At 56.2% G+C, this 15654-nt stretch carries 11 protein-coding genes and 3 pseudogenes; 6 read left to right on the top strand and 8 right to left on the bottom strand.

The genetic code is table 11. The features are described 5' to 3' along the window. A partial coding sequence (locus HKD27_RS16790; RefSeq protein ID WP_370544274.1) for a transposase occupies positions 1–137 on the bottom strand: 137 nt, incomplete at its 3' end. A gap of 188 nt (positions 138–325) precedes the next feature. On the opposite strand from HKD27_RS16790, the pseudogene HKD27_RS12380 reads away from it, so the two are divergent. Then, positions 326–1062, top strand: a pseudogene (locus HKD27_RS12380) (IS5 family transposase). 11 nt (positions 1063–1073) lie between these two features. Here HKD27_RS12380 and HKD27_RS12385 read toward each other — a convergent pair. Then, positions 1074–1556, bottom strand: coding sequence for a hypothetical protein (locus tag HKD27_RS12385; RefSeq protein ID WP_194690216.1), 483 nt, complete (start codon positions 1554–1556; stop codon positions 1074–1076). Between the two features lie 558 nt (positions 1557–2114). Between HKD27_RS12385 and HKD27_RS12390 the strand changes: the two are divergent. After that, positions 2115–2948: pseudogene (locus HKD27_RS12390) on the top strand (IS481 family transposase). On the opposite strand, the pseudogene HKD27_RS12395 reads toward HKD27_RS12390, so the two are convergent. Next, positions 2946–3338: pseudogene (locus HKD27_RS12395) on the bottom strand (IS5 family transposase); the annotation flags it as partial. The pseudogenes HKD27_RS12390 and HKD27_RS12395 sit on opposite strands and share 3 nt — an antisense overlap. A gap of 226 nt (positions 3339–3564) precedes the next feature. Here HKD27_RS12395 and HKD27_RS12400 point away from each other — a divergent pair. From HKD27_RS12400 to HKD27_RS12415, 4 genes are all read left to right on the top strand, one after another. Beyond that, entirely contained in the window at positions 3565–7548 is a 3984-nt protein-coding gene (locus tag HKD27_RS12400) for a non-ribosomal peptide synthetase (RefSeq protein ID WP_228518509.1), read from the top strand. Positions 7549–7567: 19 nt separating this feature from the next. Next, on the top strand, positions 7568–8863 hold the full coding sequence (locus tag HKD27_RS12405; protein ID WP_194689739.1) for a glycosyltransferase: 1296 nt from the start codon (positions 7568–7570) through the stop codon (positions 8861–8863). A gap of 71 nt (positions 8864–8934) precedes the next feature. Further along, positions 8935–9648 (top strand): ATP-binding cassette domain-containing protein, encoded by a 714-nt coding sequence (locus HKD27_RS12410; RefSeq protein WP_197436616.1) that lies wholly within the window; start codon positions 8935–8937, stop codon positions 9646–9648. A gap of 1 nt (position 9649) precedes the next feature. Then, entirely contained in the window at positions 9650–10399 is a 750-nt protein-coding gene (locus tag HKD27_RS12415; RefSeq protein ID WP_062494179.1) for an ABC transporter permease, read from the top strand. A 304-nt stretch (positions 10400–10703) separates the two neighbouring features. Here the strand turns inward: HKD27_RS12415 and HKD27_RS12420 are convergent, their stop codons facing one another. From HKD27_RS12420 to HKD27_RS12440, 5 genes are all read right to left on the bottom strand, one after another. Further along, entirely contained in the window at positions 10704–11102 is a 399-nt protein-coding gene (locus HKD27_RS12420; protein WP_408875981.1) for a tyrosine-type recombinase/integrase, read from the bottom strand. 313 nt (positions 11103–11415) lie between these two features. After that, the gene (locus HKD27_RS12425) at positions 11416–12711 is read right to left on the bottom strand and encodes a DEAD/DEAH box helicase (protein WP_194689741.1); all 1296 of its coding nucleotides are present in this window, start codon (positions 12709–12711) and stop codon (positions 11416–11418) included. 299 nt (positions 12712–13010) lie between these two features. Then, entirely contained in the window at positions 13011–13619 is a 609-nt protein-coding gene (locus HKD27_RS12430; RefSeq protein ID WP_194689742.1) for a nitroreductase family protein, read from the bottom strand. A gap of 129 nt (positions 13620–13748) precedes the next feature. Beyond that, the gene (gene metW / locus HKD27_RS12435) at positions 13749–14354 is read right to left on the bottom strand and encodes a methionine biosynthesis protein MetW (RefSeq protein ID WP_024716992.1); all 606 of its coding nucleotides are present in this window, start codon (positions 14352–14354) and stop codon (positions 13749–13751) included. Continuing rightward, positions 14354–15544, bottom strand: a complete 1191-nt coding sequence (locus HKD27_RS12440; protein WP_194689743.1) for a homoserine O-acetyltransferase — start codon at positions 15542–15544, stop codon at positions 14354–14356. Before HKD27_RS12440 ends, metW begins: the two co-directional genes overlap by 1 nt. Between the last annotated feature and the right edge of the window lie 110 nt (positions 15545–15654).

Genomic DNA, 15654 nt, shown 5'->3' on the forward strand with positions numbered 1-15654 from the left:
CCAGTGCGTAGGATGTGCAGCATACCATTGAGAAAACGGCGGTTATCTCCAGACGGGCGCGCCCAACGTCCACGCTCAGAAGGCAGAAGCGGACCAATTATCGCCCATTCCTGATCCGTCAGATCGCCTCGTGCCATGCCTGTTCTCTCTGCTCCTTACCCCACAGGCAGGAAGTGAATCAGATCTCAGGCAGATCGTATAGATCTTTTGTCAACGTGACCTAGTCTCTAAAGCGTTTCGCTGTCAGACATATACGGAGCGCCAGCTAGGGCCTGTTAGACCTTGAATGACAGAACGGACTGCATAGCTGTTTGTGATGAGCATGATGCAGTCTGTTTTTTCTGATCAGGCCTGGTCTGTATGGGAACCGCTGATCGAGGAAGTCCGTCCGAAGGGAAAAACTCCACCGAAGAACCTTCGACGGACGATATCCGCGCTGTTCTGGTGACGCCAGAACAGCGCGAAATGGCGTGCCATGCCACCCGAGTTTGGTCCCTGGTGGATTGCGGCACAGTTGTTTATTCGCTGGTCGAAGCTCGGTGTGTGACAGCGCTTCTTTGACAAGGTCAAAGATGGGGATCGGAGCCTGGGCATGGTTTTTCTTGATGGCACGACAATCCGTGCCCATCACAAGGCGGCCGGAGCGGCTAAAAAAGGGGGCTCAGAGAACGCCGAAAAGATCGTGAGGCTCTTGGCCGCTCACGGGGAGGGTTTGGCACCAAGGTCTGCGTAGCTGCGGATGGACATGGCAAGGCACTGTCTTTCACGCAGTCACCCGGACAGGCGCACGAACTACCGTATGTCGTCTGCGACCGTGGGTATGCCTCACATAAATTCCGTAAAGATCTTTGGAACCGCGGATCTCGTCCCGTCATCCCACCCAGGAAAAACGATCCAGAAGTCGCCTGTCCAAAATGGGCATACAAACACCGGCATCTGGTCGAAAATCTGCGGGCAAGGCTTAAGGAATGCCGGGCTGTCGCGACCCGATATGAGAAGACCGCCGCATCCTTCTTCTCCGTCATCCTCATCGCTGCAACCGCAGACTCTATCAAGGCCTAACAGGCCCTAGATCAGATTTCTTTGTCGTGCTCTAGATTCAAAGAAGTGAATCCAGTGCCGTCGTCTATGCCAATAATGCGGTGACTAAAAACTCGAACAAGGTTTTTTAACTGTATTAAGCCTCCATAAGGCCAAGACGCAAAATCGAACTCTAAACGCCCTATCCCTTCATCATCTCTTGCAACACGTAAATACTGAAAATCGTTTTCTAGCAAACCAGACACCAAAGATTCAAAACTCATCCGCCTTTTCAAACCAGGATCATGCTTCCGAATATTTACTGGAGTATTAAACCAACGCTTTCGCCAATCCTCATCCTCTTTCTTTGTATACGTCGGGAAGTTTTTTACAAAATCGTCTCCTAATTCGGATTTCAATGCCTCTATATGTACCGACACCTCAGTGTTTATGTGCCTGTTAAATATTTCTACGCAATTACGTAGTTTTTCGAAGTGGTTTTTATTATAAATCTCAAATAAAATATAGTTACTCACCCCTAATTCCTCCACCTCTCTTCGTGGGAGACTCTGTTTCTGAGTTTATACTTAAATCAATATCGTCTAACGCCTTCATCCTGCTAACGGGAGCATATCGCACCGAATAGCATAATGGTGAATGGGAACAGCGTGGCCGATGAAATCGCAGATCATATTGAAGGCGTGTACGGAGGATAAAATTCGCAAGTTTCCACTCTCTCGTCGTCACTCACAGAAGTCCGCTTTCAATTTGAATAGCTAAAATATCTGTCATTCGCGGTTTAAGACTCACAGCCAAAACATGGCGGTTGCGACGAGACAGATGGTCAGTGACGCAGACCAAGGCGCGCTGGACGCGCATCTCCTCGGCAAACGTGACAGATCGCGTATCCCAATCGAACACCGAGAGAAAACGGCTTGTGGTACTGGGATTTGACTGAAACGCCGGCCATGCTCCTGTTTCCTCGCAGCCTACCTGTTTAGTCCCGGGGTTTGATGGTGCATTATTTTCACACGCGTGGAAGGAAGCGCTATGGGCCAGATTCTTCACGGGAGCGCTACGGGGTCAACCCGAAGATGGTCGCCAAATGGAAAAGGCGGAGCGATACATCGGATTGCCGCACCGGCCCGAAGGCTCCTTCTTCGACCGTCCTGTCGACCGAGGAAGAAGCGATCTCTTGGCATTCCGCCGTCATACTTTGCTGCCTCTGGACGATTGCCTTTATACGCTACAGGCGACGATCCCACACCTGACGCGCTCTTCATTGCATCGCTTCCTTCAGCGTCACGGCATCTCCCGCCTGCCTGATACCGAAGGCGACAAACCGAAGCATGCCAAGTTCAAGACCTATCCGATCGGTTACTTTCACATCGATATCGCCGAGGTTCAGGCAGCTGAGGGCAAGTTGCGCCTGTTCGTCGCCATCGACCGGACCAGCAAGTTCGCCTTTGTCGAGCTTCATCAGCAGGCGGGTAAAATGGTCGCAGCGGGGTTCCTTCGGCGCTTGATCGAGGCCGTTCCCTATAAAATCCACACGGTTCTGACCGATAACGGCATCCAGTTCACCAATCGGGCCTGCGATATTTATGCCTTCCATCACATCTTCGGCCGGGTTTGTGATGAAAACGGTATCGAGCACCGTTTGACCAAGGTGAAACACCCCTGGACGAACGGCCAGGTGGAAAGAATGAACCGCACGATCAAAGAGGCAACCGTCAAGCGCTTTTACTATGAAACGCACGACCAGCTCCGCCGCCACCTCGCGGACTTCGTCGCAGCCTACAATTTCGCCCGCAGGCTCAAGACCCTGCGCGGTCTCACGCCATACGCATTCATTTGCCAGCAGGGGAAAAAAACCATCACGGTTCAAACAAAGCCCGCACCACCAAATCCCAAGACTAAACAGCTAGGGCGTGGATCTTGCTGGTAAGGCGGCCGCGGAAACGTCCCATGCCGCCATCATTTCCATCCCCTTTTTTCCCGTGACTGCATGCTGGTGAACGCGAACACAGGTCGAATCGATTATGACGATGTCACCATCGTAAGCCGCTGAAACGACCTCAAGAAGCCGATCCCAAACCCCAGCTTTTCGCCAGCGGACGAAACGGTTGCAGCAGGTGGGCGGCGGCCCATAGCGTTCGGGGATTTCTGCCCAGAACGAACCTGCCCGAAAGCGCCAAAGGATGCCCATCCAGCACACGGCGATCATCGACGCGGGAAACACCACGCGGCTTGTTGGGTAGCAACGGCGATAGGATAGACCATTCGCAGTCGGTGAGTTCATAGCGGCAGCGCGTCATCAAGGCCCCCTCAGCCCGAAACCTTGAATCACGCGTGCCGCTAAACACCAACAATTTTTATGAGTTCACGACTTGGAGAAACAATATCCATCAATTCCGGGACGGCCAAAAAGATGCAACAGATTGCGTCCCATGGATTGAATATGAAACAATCATTTCGTACCGTATTTATAACGATATGTCGTGAATTTTATCATCCTTTTCACAATGGATTGTCCACTCGGCTATGCAACGCGCGATTTGTCACGAGAGACTCCCGTTAACTCAGGCACAGAGAGGCCTCTGGATGACGCAGTTCATAGCGCCGTCCGGGTCTAACCTGAATATTGCTGAAGCTATTCACCTGCATGGTTCATTGCACTTCCAGACCTTCATTTCTGCCCTGCAGCAAACCCAGGCAGAAGCCGAAACGCTCAGAACCAGAATCATACAGACGCACGAAGGACTGGTTTATGAGATCCTTCCTGACGCTGGAGCATCCTGTCCGGTCATTGATTGTCGGGAAGCAAAAAATCCAGACAATGCGGCACTCCTCTGGATGCAAACTCGTCTTCGGGCACCGCTCGATCTGGCAAAAGACGAACTCTGGCAGAATGCCCTTCTGAGAGTAGGTGAGACACATTGGATCTGGTTTCATTGCTGTCATCATGCTGTGCTTGACGGTTTCGCGGGCGGTCTGATCGCAGCGCGTGTAGCGACACTCTATACGGCACGTCTCAAGGACGTAGAGGCGCCCTGCTCAGCGTTTCTGCCTCTTGCGACACTGCACGAGCAAGAGAAAGCCTATCGCGCTTCCGAGCGATATCTATTGGACAAGGCTTACTGGCTTGAGCAGTTGCGTGATGCGCCGGAACCTGTTTCTCTCTCGCTCAGACCTCATCGTCCCCCAAGTGGAGACCATGGTGGTGCTATCACCCGCTCGAAAATGATGGTTGGTGCCAGGGCGGAAGCCCTCGCCATGCTGGGGCGCGCCAACGGATCGACCCTACCTCAGATCCTGACGGCACTTCTCGTCAGTTACCTCTATCGTGTGACAGGGCAGGATGACCTCGTCGTAGGCATGCCGGTGAGCGCACGCGCGACGCGTGCGCTCAGACAGACACCAGGTATGGTCGCTAATGCTGTGGCGCTTCGCTTCCGGATCGAGCCTGGTACGAACTTTACCGGGATGATCACTCTGGCACGGCGCGCCATGCGCGGTGCCCTGCGTCATCAGCAATATCGCTACGAGGACCTCAGACGTGATTTGGGTTTGTCTGGCGCGACGCACCAGATCAGCCGCATCGGAATCAATATCGAGCCATTCGACTACGATCTGCCTTTCGGTGATCTGGCCGTGCGCAATGTCAACCTGAGCAATGGCGCAATGGAAGATCTCACCATCTTCGTCTTCGACCGCAAAGATGGGGGCGGTCTGTGCATCCAGTGTGATGCCAATCCGGCCCTTTACACGGAAGACGAACTCGATGCCCATCTGAACCGCATTCTACGTTTTTGCGATACGTTACTGGCCACGCCAGAGATTCCCCTCGAAAAATGCCTCATCCTTACGGATGCAGAAAGAGCGCAGCAGGCTGAACGCAACAGCCGAACGGTACGGCTCTGGCCCGATACACCCCTGCCCCTGCTTGTGACAGAGGGAATCCGCTCTGGTACTTCGATGCTCATCAGCGATGCCTCAACGGTTCTTTCCAGAGAAGACTTTCTGGAAAACCTTGATCGGTTGGCATCCGTTCTCCGAGACGCGGGGATTGGTCCGGGACATCTGGTAGCTCTGGCGCTGCCCCGCGACCGACGTATGGTCCTGTGCATGGCAGCCATCATCAGGACAGGTGCTGCCTGGCTTCCTATTGATGTCGATGCTCCCCTTCCGCGCGCCAGACTGATTCTTGAGGATGCCAGACCCAGCCTTGTCATCCTGCCAGACCAGACTTATGCCGACTGGGCCTGCCAGCGCACAGCCTGGTATATTGATAGTGACACACTTCGCGCGCACCCTCTTAACAGAGAGTCTGCACCCCCTCCCCCGACTGAAAGCGTTCCTGGCGACACCGCCTATGTCACCTATACTTCTGGCACGACGGGACGCCCTAAAGGCGTAGTCGTCCCGCGCTCTGCCCTGAGCAATTTCCTGCACTCCATCAAGGAACGTCTCGCATTCGGTGCTGCTGATGTCCTGCTTGCCGTGACGACCTGGACGTTTGATATCGCCGTCCTTGAAACTCTCCTTCCACTTGTGAGCGGAGCAAGCTGCGTAATCGCAACACAGAAGGATGTCCGTGATCCGAAACGACTGGCCGCGCTGATCATCGATCATGGCGTGACCGTCATGCAGGCAACACCGACATTGTGGCAGACCATTCTCGGCACTGTTGCAGAGAATGCCCTCAAGGGACTTCTTTTTCTGAGTGGTGGCGAAGCCCTGCCCCCTCATATGGCCCGGCAGATGGTCCGGCTTGGCCGAGGCGCCTATAATCTTTACGGTCCAACCGAGACGACCATCTGGTCCACAGCCTATCAGCTGACCCTGCATGAAAGTGATTCTCCTCCAGCAGGCCTGCCTTTGGCCAATACACGTCTTTCTGTTATCGATCGGTGGGGAAATATAGTGCCCGATGGTATAATTGGCGAGTTGCTGATAGCGGGAGATGGAGTCGCAACGGGATATCTGAACCGTCCTGATCTGACGATCAGCCGCTTTATTCCGGATCCGGACCAACCAGGAACAGCCCGCGCCTATCGTACAGGTGATCTGGCTGTGCTCGACGAGCACGGTGTTCTCACGATTTTCGGACGTGCCGATCAGCAGGTCAAGATACGCGGCATGCGGATCGAGCCTAACGAAATCGAGAGCACCCTGTTAGGTTTACCGGAGATTCTTCAAGCCGCTGTTGTGGTCGAGACAACAGGAACGCAGACTCTCCTTGCCGCCTATCTGGTTCCTGCTGTTCCAGAGACAATACTTGATCCGGCACAGATAAGGCGGGCATTGTTCGCCCTTCTGCCGCCACAAATGGTTCCGGCCCAGTTCATCAGTGTTGAGGCCCTTCCCCGTCTGACAAGTGGCAAGCTCGATCGTTCTGCTTTGAAGATCCTCAAGGAACTACCGTCTGTAAAGGCTCTGACCTATGCCTCGACGCCAGCCGAGCAGATGTTATCAGACCTCTGGTGCTCCCTGCTGAATGTAGACAAAGTCGATATCAATACCAGTTTCTTTGATCTGGGCGGCGACAGCATCATGGTGGTGGAAATGGCGGCTGCACTCTCTGCCCAAGGCTACGAGTTGCCCATTGGGCAGGTTTTCGCTGCACCTACGATTGCCCTTCTGGCCCCTCTCTTCGAGGGGAAGTCTGCCGCATTCGATCCGCTCTCCGTAACATTGCCAATCCGTACCGTCGGTGACAAACCGCCGTTCTTCTGTATTCATCCGGTCATCGGTATGAGTTGGAGCTTCAATACGCTCGCACCTCTCCTGCCTGAGGGACATCCTGTCTATGGTCTGCAGAATGCTGGACTTCTCCTTGAGGATGACCCTCCTCTAACACTCGAGGCGTTAATCCACTGCTATGTCGAGAATATCCGTACGCTACAGCCACAAGGCCCCTATTATATCATCGGTTGGTCAATGGGAGGCGTCATCGCTCAAGGCATTGCCCATCTCCTGCGTGAGGCTGGAGAGGAAATTGCTCTTCTCACGCTACTCGACGCCTATCCAAGTCTTTCTGGAGATGGAGTTTTGACTCCGGACAGTCCGGAGGCGCTCAAGGCAGCGCTTGCATTCCTGCACATCAACACAGAGCCAGGCGCGTCCGAGCCACAGACCCTGGATGACTTGGCAGATCTTCTTCTCGCCGGTATCGACACTGCTCTCCTTCCGATTCTGCCAAGCAGTGAGACAGGCGACCTGGCAGAACTTGCTGAAAAAATACGCCTTGTGACGCGTAGCAATCTGGAAATGCTGGTCGCTCATCGTCCCGCAAAAACGGATGTCGATATCCTTTTCCTACGTGCCAGCCAAAAGACCGACACGCTCGTCACCGATTGCCCACAGGCCTGGTCAGAGTTTACAACAGGACAGATTTTCGCTCATGATTTACCATGCCGTCATGGTGACATGCTGACACCAGGGCATGTGGAAGCCGTGGCGCGTCTGATCTGCTCTCATCCGGCTCTTGGGCAAGCGATCCCTCCCTCGCTCACCGCTGCCTGAACCGAAATCGATATTCCTGATGAAAATCGTAATATTTACCATTGGAACGCAAGGAGATGCCCGGCCTTTTGTGGCACTTGGCAGACGCCTTTCCGCCCTGGGGCATGACATCCACATTGTGACGTCCGCACGACATCGCCCACTCATTGTTGGCGGTGGCCTGAATCTCATCCCCATTGAATCAGACTTCGCCGATCTTATGGCAAAAGAACATGCTGCCATGGACAACGGCAACCAACTCCGTATTGGCAGACAAATGGCACGCGCCTTGTGCGACTGGATGCCTCTTTGGGTTAAACAGGCCCTGGCCGCAACCGAAGGAGCAGAACTCGTCATTGGCTCGGGATCGGCTACGGCACTTGGTGCCTCAATTGCCGAGAAGCGCAATATTCCCTTTGTGCAGGCGCAGTTCATGCCAATGACACCCTCCAGACATATTCCGCCGCTCTGGCCCAACCCCAATCTGCCTCTGCCCGGAACCGCCAACCTTCTTCTGACTCATCTGGCACGATTTCTGATCTGGCAACTCATGTCGGCACCTGTTTCCATCATGCGGAGCGATCTTGACCTGGCTCCGATAGGATGGCGTGGTCCATGGTCAAGGAGAAGCAAACATACTCGCAATCAGTATCTGCTTTATGCCTTCAGTCGCCATCTGCAGCCACAGCCAGACGACTGGCCTTCTGATCGAATTGCCGTGACAGGCAGCTGGTTCTACGACCAGACGGAAGAATGGACTCCTCCCCCGGCTCTCACGCGGTTTCTCGAAGCGGGCTCGAAACCTCTGTATATCGGCTTTGGCAGCATGATGTGCGGCAACCCCGAAGCATTCACACGCATGATCCTTGATGCTGTGCGCCAGACAGGCAGACGAGCCATTATTGCGACTGGCTGGGGCGCACTGCGTGCCTTGCGCGGGCAGAAGGACGATTCCCTCTTCTTTATCGAGAATGCCCCGCATGACTGGCTGTTTCCACGTGTCGCGATGGCGGTGCATCATGGTGGTGCCGGCACGGTTGCAGCAGCCTCACGCGTTGGCCTGCCGCAGGTCATTATTCCGTTCCTGGCAGACCAGTTTTACTGGAGCTGGCGCCTCAATACGATCGGCATCACACCCATGATCCTTAATAGAAGAAGGCTCACGGCCGAAAAGCTTGCCCATGCAATCAACAAGGCTTGTGCACGTTCTGTTTCGGAAAAAGCCCGCTTGCTCGCACCTCTCATCGAAGATGAAGAAGGCATCGGGCGGGCCATTGCGGCCCTTACGCACTGGGGACTTCTCAAGCCCCCCATACCTGCCGAGCCCGCTGTCTGATGAGCGCACCTCCCTCGCGTCCCCCTGCCATCATCGTGGAGTCACTTCTTAAGTGTTATGGTGGGAAAATCGTGGTCGACCAGCTGAATTTTTCGGTCGCTGCGGGTGAAACCTTTGCCTTTCTGGGGCCAAACGGCGCAGGTAAGACCACCACCATCAAAATGCTGACTACCCTTCTTCCCCCGGACAAAGGGCGCATCCTACTAAATGGTGTGGATCTCGCGAAAGATCCGATGGGCGCACGTCGCCATTTTGGGGTAGTATTTCAGGATTGTACGCTCGATAAAACTATGACCGTGCATGAGAATCTGTGGATGCATTGTGTCCTCCATCAGATTCCACGCGCAGAGAGACGCGCACGTATCGGAGACGTGCTTGCCCTTTTTGATGTTTCCGATCGTCGTGACAGTATGGTCGATGCACTGAGCGGCGGCCTCAGACGGCGTATCGAGATCGCACGCGCGCTTCTGCACCGACCGGCTCTGGTCTTTCTGGATGAACCTACGCTTGGCCTCGATCCGAAAAGCAGGCGTATCCTCTGGGCGCATCTGCAGCATCTCCAAAGCGAATACGGAACGACCATTTTCCTGACCAGCCATTATCTCGATGAAGTAGAGCGGTTCGCCCACAACGTGGCCGTGATCAAGAAGGGGCGTATCATCATCCAGGGCTCGGTGGATGCCATCATCCGTCACTCCGAAAAAACGACCCTTGAGGATAGTTTCTTGTTTCTGACCGCTGAAGAACAGGCGGAAGAAGACCTTTCTGCCGTTGCCGGAGCCTGACATGGTCGATGTCCTTTACTGTCTCTGGCTGCGACAGATCCGGAGTTTTCTACGTGCACGCGGGCGTGTCATCTCGGCGCTGGCCCAGCCTTTTCTGTTCCTGATAGCCCTCGGCCTTGGCTTTGCACCTGTCTTTCGCAAGGCTGGAGAGGGGAACTATTTCGCCTTTCTCGCTCCTGGTGTGATCGGCGCAGGCATTCTGTTTAATGCCGTCTACTCAGGCTCAGATCTTCTCTGGGACCGTCAGTTCGGCTTTATCAAGGAAACGCTTGTGGCACCGGTGTCCCGCATCTGGATTCTGCTGGGCAGGGCGCTCGGAGTTGCCAGTGTGGCCTTGCTTCAGGCCGTACTCGTGGGTCTGCTCTGTCTTGTCGCAGGAAATGTTTTGCCCGGTGCCGGGCAGATTGGGCTCGCTCTCCTCTTTGCGCTCCTGATAGCACTGATCTTCGCCTTTTTCGGCTCAATCCTCGGTTCCGTCATGAGCGACGCGCAGAGTTTCTCGCAAATCGTCAATTTTATCGTCACGCCTCTTTTCTATCTCTCAGGCGCGGTGTTTCCCCTTGAAGGCCAGACAACGTTCATCCGTGCTCTGGCATTCTGTAATCCCCTCACTTACGGAATTGACGGGATGAGGGGAGCATTGTCAGGTCATTTCATGGTCCCTCCCTCCCTTTCCCTTCTGCTACTTATACTTTCAGCCATCTTAAGTGCCGGTCTTGCCCAACTGGCTTTCTCGCGCATCCGCCCGTGAAGGAGAGATTTGCTCCCTGATTGTTTGACAGTCCGTTATGTGCGACCGATGCGGGCCATTATGGGGATAGTGGAGTACCAGAAGAAGATGCTCAGGCATCTGTCGTAGCGTGTTGAGACGAACCTCCAGGCTTGAGCCTTCCGAATATGATCTCGATGCAGTTACGACACTTGTACTTCCGTCTGTCGTATTTGGCAGGTCTCCTGCGGAAGCCCCCCCTTGGAATGCAGGGTCTGATCCCTCTAGGGCTGCGGGAAGGCTTCGGTTGCGGTCAGGCAGACGAGAAGCGTGCGGCCACACCATGCTAGGCGCTGAGGCGGCTATAGCCTGGTAAGAGGTCGCGATAGGGCACGGCTGCATGATGCACCACCCTGGCGACCGCCGTGGGTTTGGGGAGGATGTTGGCCAGATGACTCCGCCAGCGGGCCGGGTTTTCGCCTTCGCGCCAGTGATGGCCCTGCGCGTAATCCAGAATACGCTCCATCCGTCCACGCAGCCGTGTTGCGGTTTCGGTCGTGTTCTCCCAGATCGGTCGCAGGACAGCGAGCACGTCTTCTGTCTGCATGCTGCCAATCGGTCTCGGACCGAGGATGGGATAGACATGGCGGTCCAGAGAGCTGCGCCACATGGGCGCCGAGCGCGGATCTTTCCAGCCGGGAGCCTGCTCGGTGATGTACTGCTCGGCAACCTGTGCGAAGGTCAGATCCGGAACGGTCTGTCCCTTCTGCCAGGCTTTCTCTTCGAGGGGTCAATCCCTACTACATGCGTCTATCTGGTTTTTCAGGACGGCATGGATTTTAGTAAATACATGAAAAAACAACAGTTATTGAGCCGATCCGCTTTTCCATGACGCCTCACAGCGACGGACACTCCCTCCGCCATATCCCCCATAAAGCACTCTGAACACGTCACCATTCTTGGAGCGCATGATTTTGATGCTTGTTGTCAGACTGGAATGCAAAAAGGCCGCCCCTGCATTGGCAGAGGCGGCCTTTTCAGTATGCGTTTGAATGAGATCAGCGCGCGCCTGGGCGGGGACCACCACGACCGGGCGCGCCACCACGGCCACCACCTGGACGACCACCCGAGGGCGGTCCCGAGCGACGACGTCCACCACCGCCGCCACCACGACCACCGCCCAGAACCGGCGGACGCTGCGTGGACAGTCGGGCATCTTCGGAATGGAAGGGATGATCCATCACAACGGGAATGGGCTTGCCGATCTTCTTCTCAATATCCTTGAGCCATGCGCGCTGTTCAGCGTCACACAGGGAGACTGCACAACCCTCACGTCCAGCCCGGGCCGTACGGCCGATACGGTGAACGTAGGATTCCGGCACATTCGGCAGATCATAGTTGAAGACGTGGCTGACCTCGTCCACGTCGATACCGCGGGCCGCGATGTCGGTTGCGACCAGCGCCTTGATGGCGCCACTGCGGAAACCGGCCATGGCGCGCTCACGGGCACCCTGGGACTTGTTGCCGTGGATGGCTTCCGCGCGGATCCCGTTCTTGTTCAGGAATTCGGCAACCTTGTTGGCTTCATGCTTCATCAGCGTGAAAACCACAGCCCGGGCTACGCTCGGGCTTTCCAGCAGCATGAGAGCCGCATCTTTCTTGCTACCCGAGTCAACGAACATGACAGCCTGATTGATACGATCAACCGTGCTCGATTCAGGCGTGACCTGAACCGTTGCCGGGTTCTTCAGAAGCGAATGGGCCAGGTCGCTGATGGACGGCGGCATGGTTGCCGAGAACAGCAGGGTCTGACGCTGCTTGGGAAGCAGGGCCATGATGCGCTGGATATCGCGCACGAAGCCCATGTCCAGCATCCGGTCTGCCTCATCGAGAACGAGGATTTCCAGAGTGGAGAGATCGATATGCTTCTGCCCGATCAGATCAAGCAGACGGCCGGGCGCGGCCACGAGGACGTCTACACCGCGACGGGTGGCCTCGATCTGGCGTCCCTGCCCGACCCCACCGAAGACGACGGCATAGGAGAACTTCATGTGCCGCGCATAAGCAGCAAAGCTCTCACCGATCTGCGACGCCAGTTCACGCGTGGGCGCAAGAACCAGGGCACGGACGCCCTTCGGCGGCGCGGGGCGACGATTCGTGAAAATATGGTTCAGAATGGGAAGCGCGAATGCTGCCGTCTTGCCTGTGCCGGTCTGGGCCAGACCGAGAAGATCGCGGCCTTCGAGCAGGTAAGGAATGGCGCCGGCCTGAATCGGGGTCGGGGTGGCGTAGCCTTCTTCCGCGAGAGCCTTCTGAATTGGCTCGGCAAGCTTGAGTTCGGCGAAACTGGTCATGGACCTCTCCTTTGAGACGGCAAGGTCATGCTCAGGCAACCGCACCGTTATATCCCCTGCCTGACCAACTGGCCGCAGGCATTTATGGCAAGCGACCCCATTTCCACCCTGCTTCACCTGTAAAACCGGGCCTGAAACAGGCCCGGACAGAACAGAACCGGCGGGTTATGAAGTCATCATCACACTTCAGCAGACTGGCCCTGAAGTGCCCGTGGGATGTAGGACAACACTTGTCCCATTGCAAGGAGACAGGGACCCTTAGCTGAAAAAAGCCATTGGTATTTCTTGAAATTTTGCAATCAAGAGAAGCAGTCGTACTGAACCACTGCATCAAGAGGCAAAAACCCGCCACGGGGTCGAGGCGATGATGCCTCACGTCCAAGCGCGACGAACATCACAATTTCATGATCCGCTGGAAGATTGATGATCTCCCCAACCTGATCGAAGTCGAAACCATCCATGGGGCAGGTCTGAAGACCATGCGCCGCTGCCGCCATCATAAGGGCATAAGCCGCAAGACCACAGGACCGGAGCCCCTCGTCCCGCTGCACCTGCTCACGTCCTTCGTAATAGGAGCGGATCATGCCGACATAGCCCTCGCGCACGGACTCGGGCGCATCTTTCCAGTAGCGGGCCGGATCTTTCTCCCAGGCCTTGATGTCAGCACACATGACAATCAACGCAGCACAATCCTCGACCTGCGGCTGGTCCCAGGCTGCGGCACGGATACGACGGCGCTGCTCTCGGTCCCGTACGACCAGAAAGCGATAATTCTGGATATTGAATGCAGTGGGGGCATGACGGGCGGCTTCGAGGATGGCCGTCAGTTCGGCCTCAGGGATCTGATATTCCGGATCAAAATGCTTGGTCGCGCGCCGGGATGCGATGGCTTGAAGAATTTCGCTCATGAATCGGCAACTCCACTCTGACGGTTATCAACCCGGACCCTGCGAAAAGCAGACTCCGGCTTCAAGGTTTAACCGTACCGCAGAGCGAAGGTTGCGAAATATGAAAACGGGCCCGTCAAAATAGCGCTGTCAGTGTCCCGCACGCTTGAGCAGGAACATGGCCTGTTCACCGAACAGGTTGGCCAGCCGGATGGAACGACGCCACGGGGCCCGGGCGCCATCTTCATCAATCGCCAGCCATTGCTGAATGACATAACCCTCTTCCTCGCAGAGCAGGAGAAAGTCCCGGATCGTGCAGGGATGAATATTGGGTGTGGAATACCAGGGTGTATTCCACACGGGCGTCATCGGCATCCGCCCGGTCGTCAGAAGCTGAAGCCTCAGCCGCCAGTGACCGAAATTGGGAAAGGATACAATGGCATGGCGCCCGATCCTGAGCATCTGCCTCAGAACCTCGCGCGGGCGTTCGACGGCCTGAAGCGTTCTTTGCAGCACGACGTAATCGAACGTGTCATCGGGATAGTCCGCCAGATCGTGATCGGCGTCTCCATGCATGACCGGCAGGCCGTGCGCGACGGACTGCGTCACGTTCTGCATGTCGATCTCAATCCCCCGCGCATCGCAGGACCGCGTGCGATACAGATAATCGATCAGGGTGCCATCCCCGCTTCCGACATCGAGAACACGGGCACGGGGTGCAATCATTTCGGCAATGAGCCGCTGGTCCACGCGCATCAGCGTTCTCCCGCCTTAAGGGCCGCATGTTCGGCTGCACCCGCGATGAAACCCCGGATAGTCCGGTCGAAATCCGGCTCCTCCAGCAGAAAGGCATCATGCCCGCGGTCGCTCTCGATTTCCACGAAAGAGACGTTCGCCCCTGCCCGGTTGAGTGCCCGCACCAGAAGGCGGGACTGGGATGTGGGGAACAGCCAGTCCGAGCTGAACGACACGACACAGAAACGGGTCTGCGATTTCCGGAACGGGTTGGCCAGATCGCCGTCATGTTCTGCGGCCAGATCGAAATAATCCATCGCCCGGGTGATGGTCAGATACGAATTGGCATCAAAGCGCCGCACGAACGATGAGCCCTGGTGGCGCAGATAGCTCTCGACTTCGAACATTTCCCCGAACAGCGACGGGCTGCTGGACGCGGGCACCGCTGTTGCCGCGTCATGCCGGACCCGCCGTCCGAATTTGCGGCTGAGAGCTTCCTCGGACAGATAGGTGATATGCGCCATCATGCGCGCCACCCCCAGTCCGCGGGCAGGAATGGCGCCGAAATCCCTGTAATGGCCGTCATGCCAGTCCGGATCGGCAAAGATGGCCTGCCGGCTGACTTCATTGAATGCGATGTTCTGGGCCGAATGGAAGGGCGACGTTGCGATCGGCATGGCGGCGAACACGCGGTCCGGAAAGTCCGCGGCCCAGGTCAGCGCCTGCATGCCGCCCATCGAACCGCCAATGACCGCAAACAGACGATCTATGCCCAGATAATCGATCAGCTTCGCCTGCGCGGCCACGATGTCATGCATCGTGATTGGCGGAAACTCACTGTCCCACGCCTTTCCCGTCTCAGCACAGATCGATCGCGGTCCCGTCGTGCCCATGCAGCCGCCAAGGACATTGGAGCACACGACGAAATAACGATCCGTATCGATCGGAAGCCCCGGTCCCACCATCCGGCTCCACCAGCCAGGTTTGCCGGTCAGGGGATTGCGTTCCGCCAGGTACTGGTCCCCCGTCAGGGCATGACAGACCAGGATCGCATTATCCCGTGCTGGTGAGAGCGTGCCGTAGGTGCAGTAGGCGACCTCCAGCGGCGCCAGATGCACGCCACATTCCAGATCGAGACCGCTGTCCAGCCGCACGGTCTGATGTGTGTAGACCGGCCCATCCGCGATACTCGGTGACGCGCTGATGTCCATCCCAGATACACCCCTGATGCCACACTGAGGCCTCATGCCTCCCGGGCGCCACGGTATGGCACTGCCTGCCGATACGATCAAATCCCCTTTTGGATTGACGATGAATTAAC

Origin of the sequence: Gluconobacter sp. R75690 (genome assembly GCF_015244525.1) — a bacterium.
In the GTDB taxonomy this organism is placed as follows: Bacteria; Pseudomonadota; Alphaproteobacteria; order Acetobacterales; family Acetobacteraceae; genus Gluconobacter; species Gluconobacter potus.

Bases quoted from the DNA above. Each gene is read 5' to 3' on its own strand.
- HKD27_RS12425 (WP_194689741.1), bottom strand. From the start codon at position 12,711: ATGACCAGTTTCGCCGAACTCAAGCTTGCCGAGCCAATTCAGAAGGCT.
- HKD27_RS12430 (WP_194689742.1), bottom strand. From the start codon at position 13,619: ATGAGCGAAATTCTTCAAGCCATCGCATCCCGGCGCGCGACCAAGCAT.
- HKD27_RS12405 (WP_194689739.1), top strand. From the start codon at position 7,568: ATGAAAATCGTAATATTTACCATTGGAACGCAAGGAGATGCCCGGCCT.
- metW (WP_024716992.1), bottom strand. From the start codon at position 14,354: ATGCGCGTGGACCAGCGGCTCATTGCCGAAATGATTGCACCCCGTGCC.
- HKD27_RS12440 (WP_194689743.1), bottom strand. From the start codon at position 15,544: ATGGACATCAGCGCGTCACCGAGTATCGCGGATGGGCCGGTCTACACA.
- HKD27_RS12415 (WP_062494179.1), top strand. From the start codon at position 9,650: ATGGTCGATGTCCTTTACTGTCTCTGGCTGCGACAGATCCGGAGTTTT.
- HKD27_RS12400 (WP_228518509.1), top strand. From the start codon at position 3,565: ATGCAACGCGCGATTTGTCACGAGAGACTCCCGTTAACTCAGGCACAG.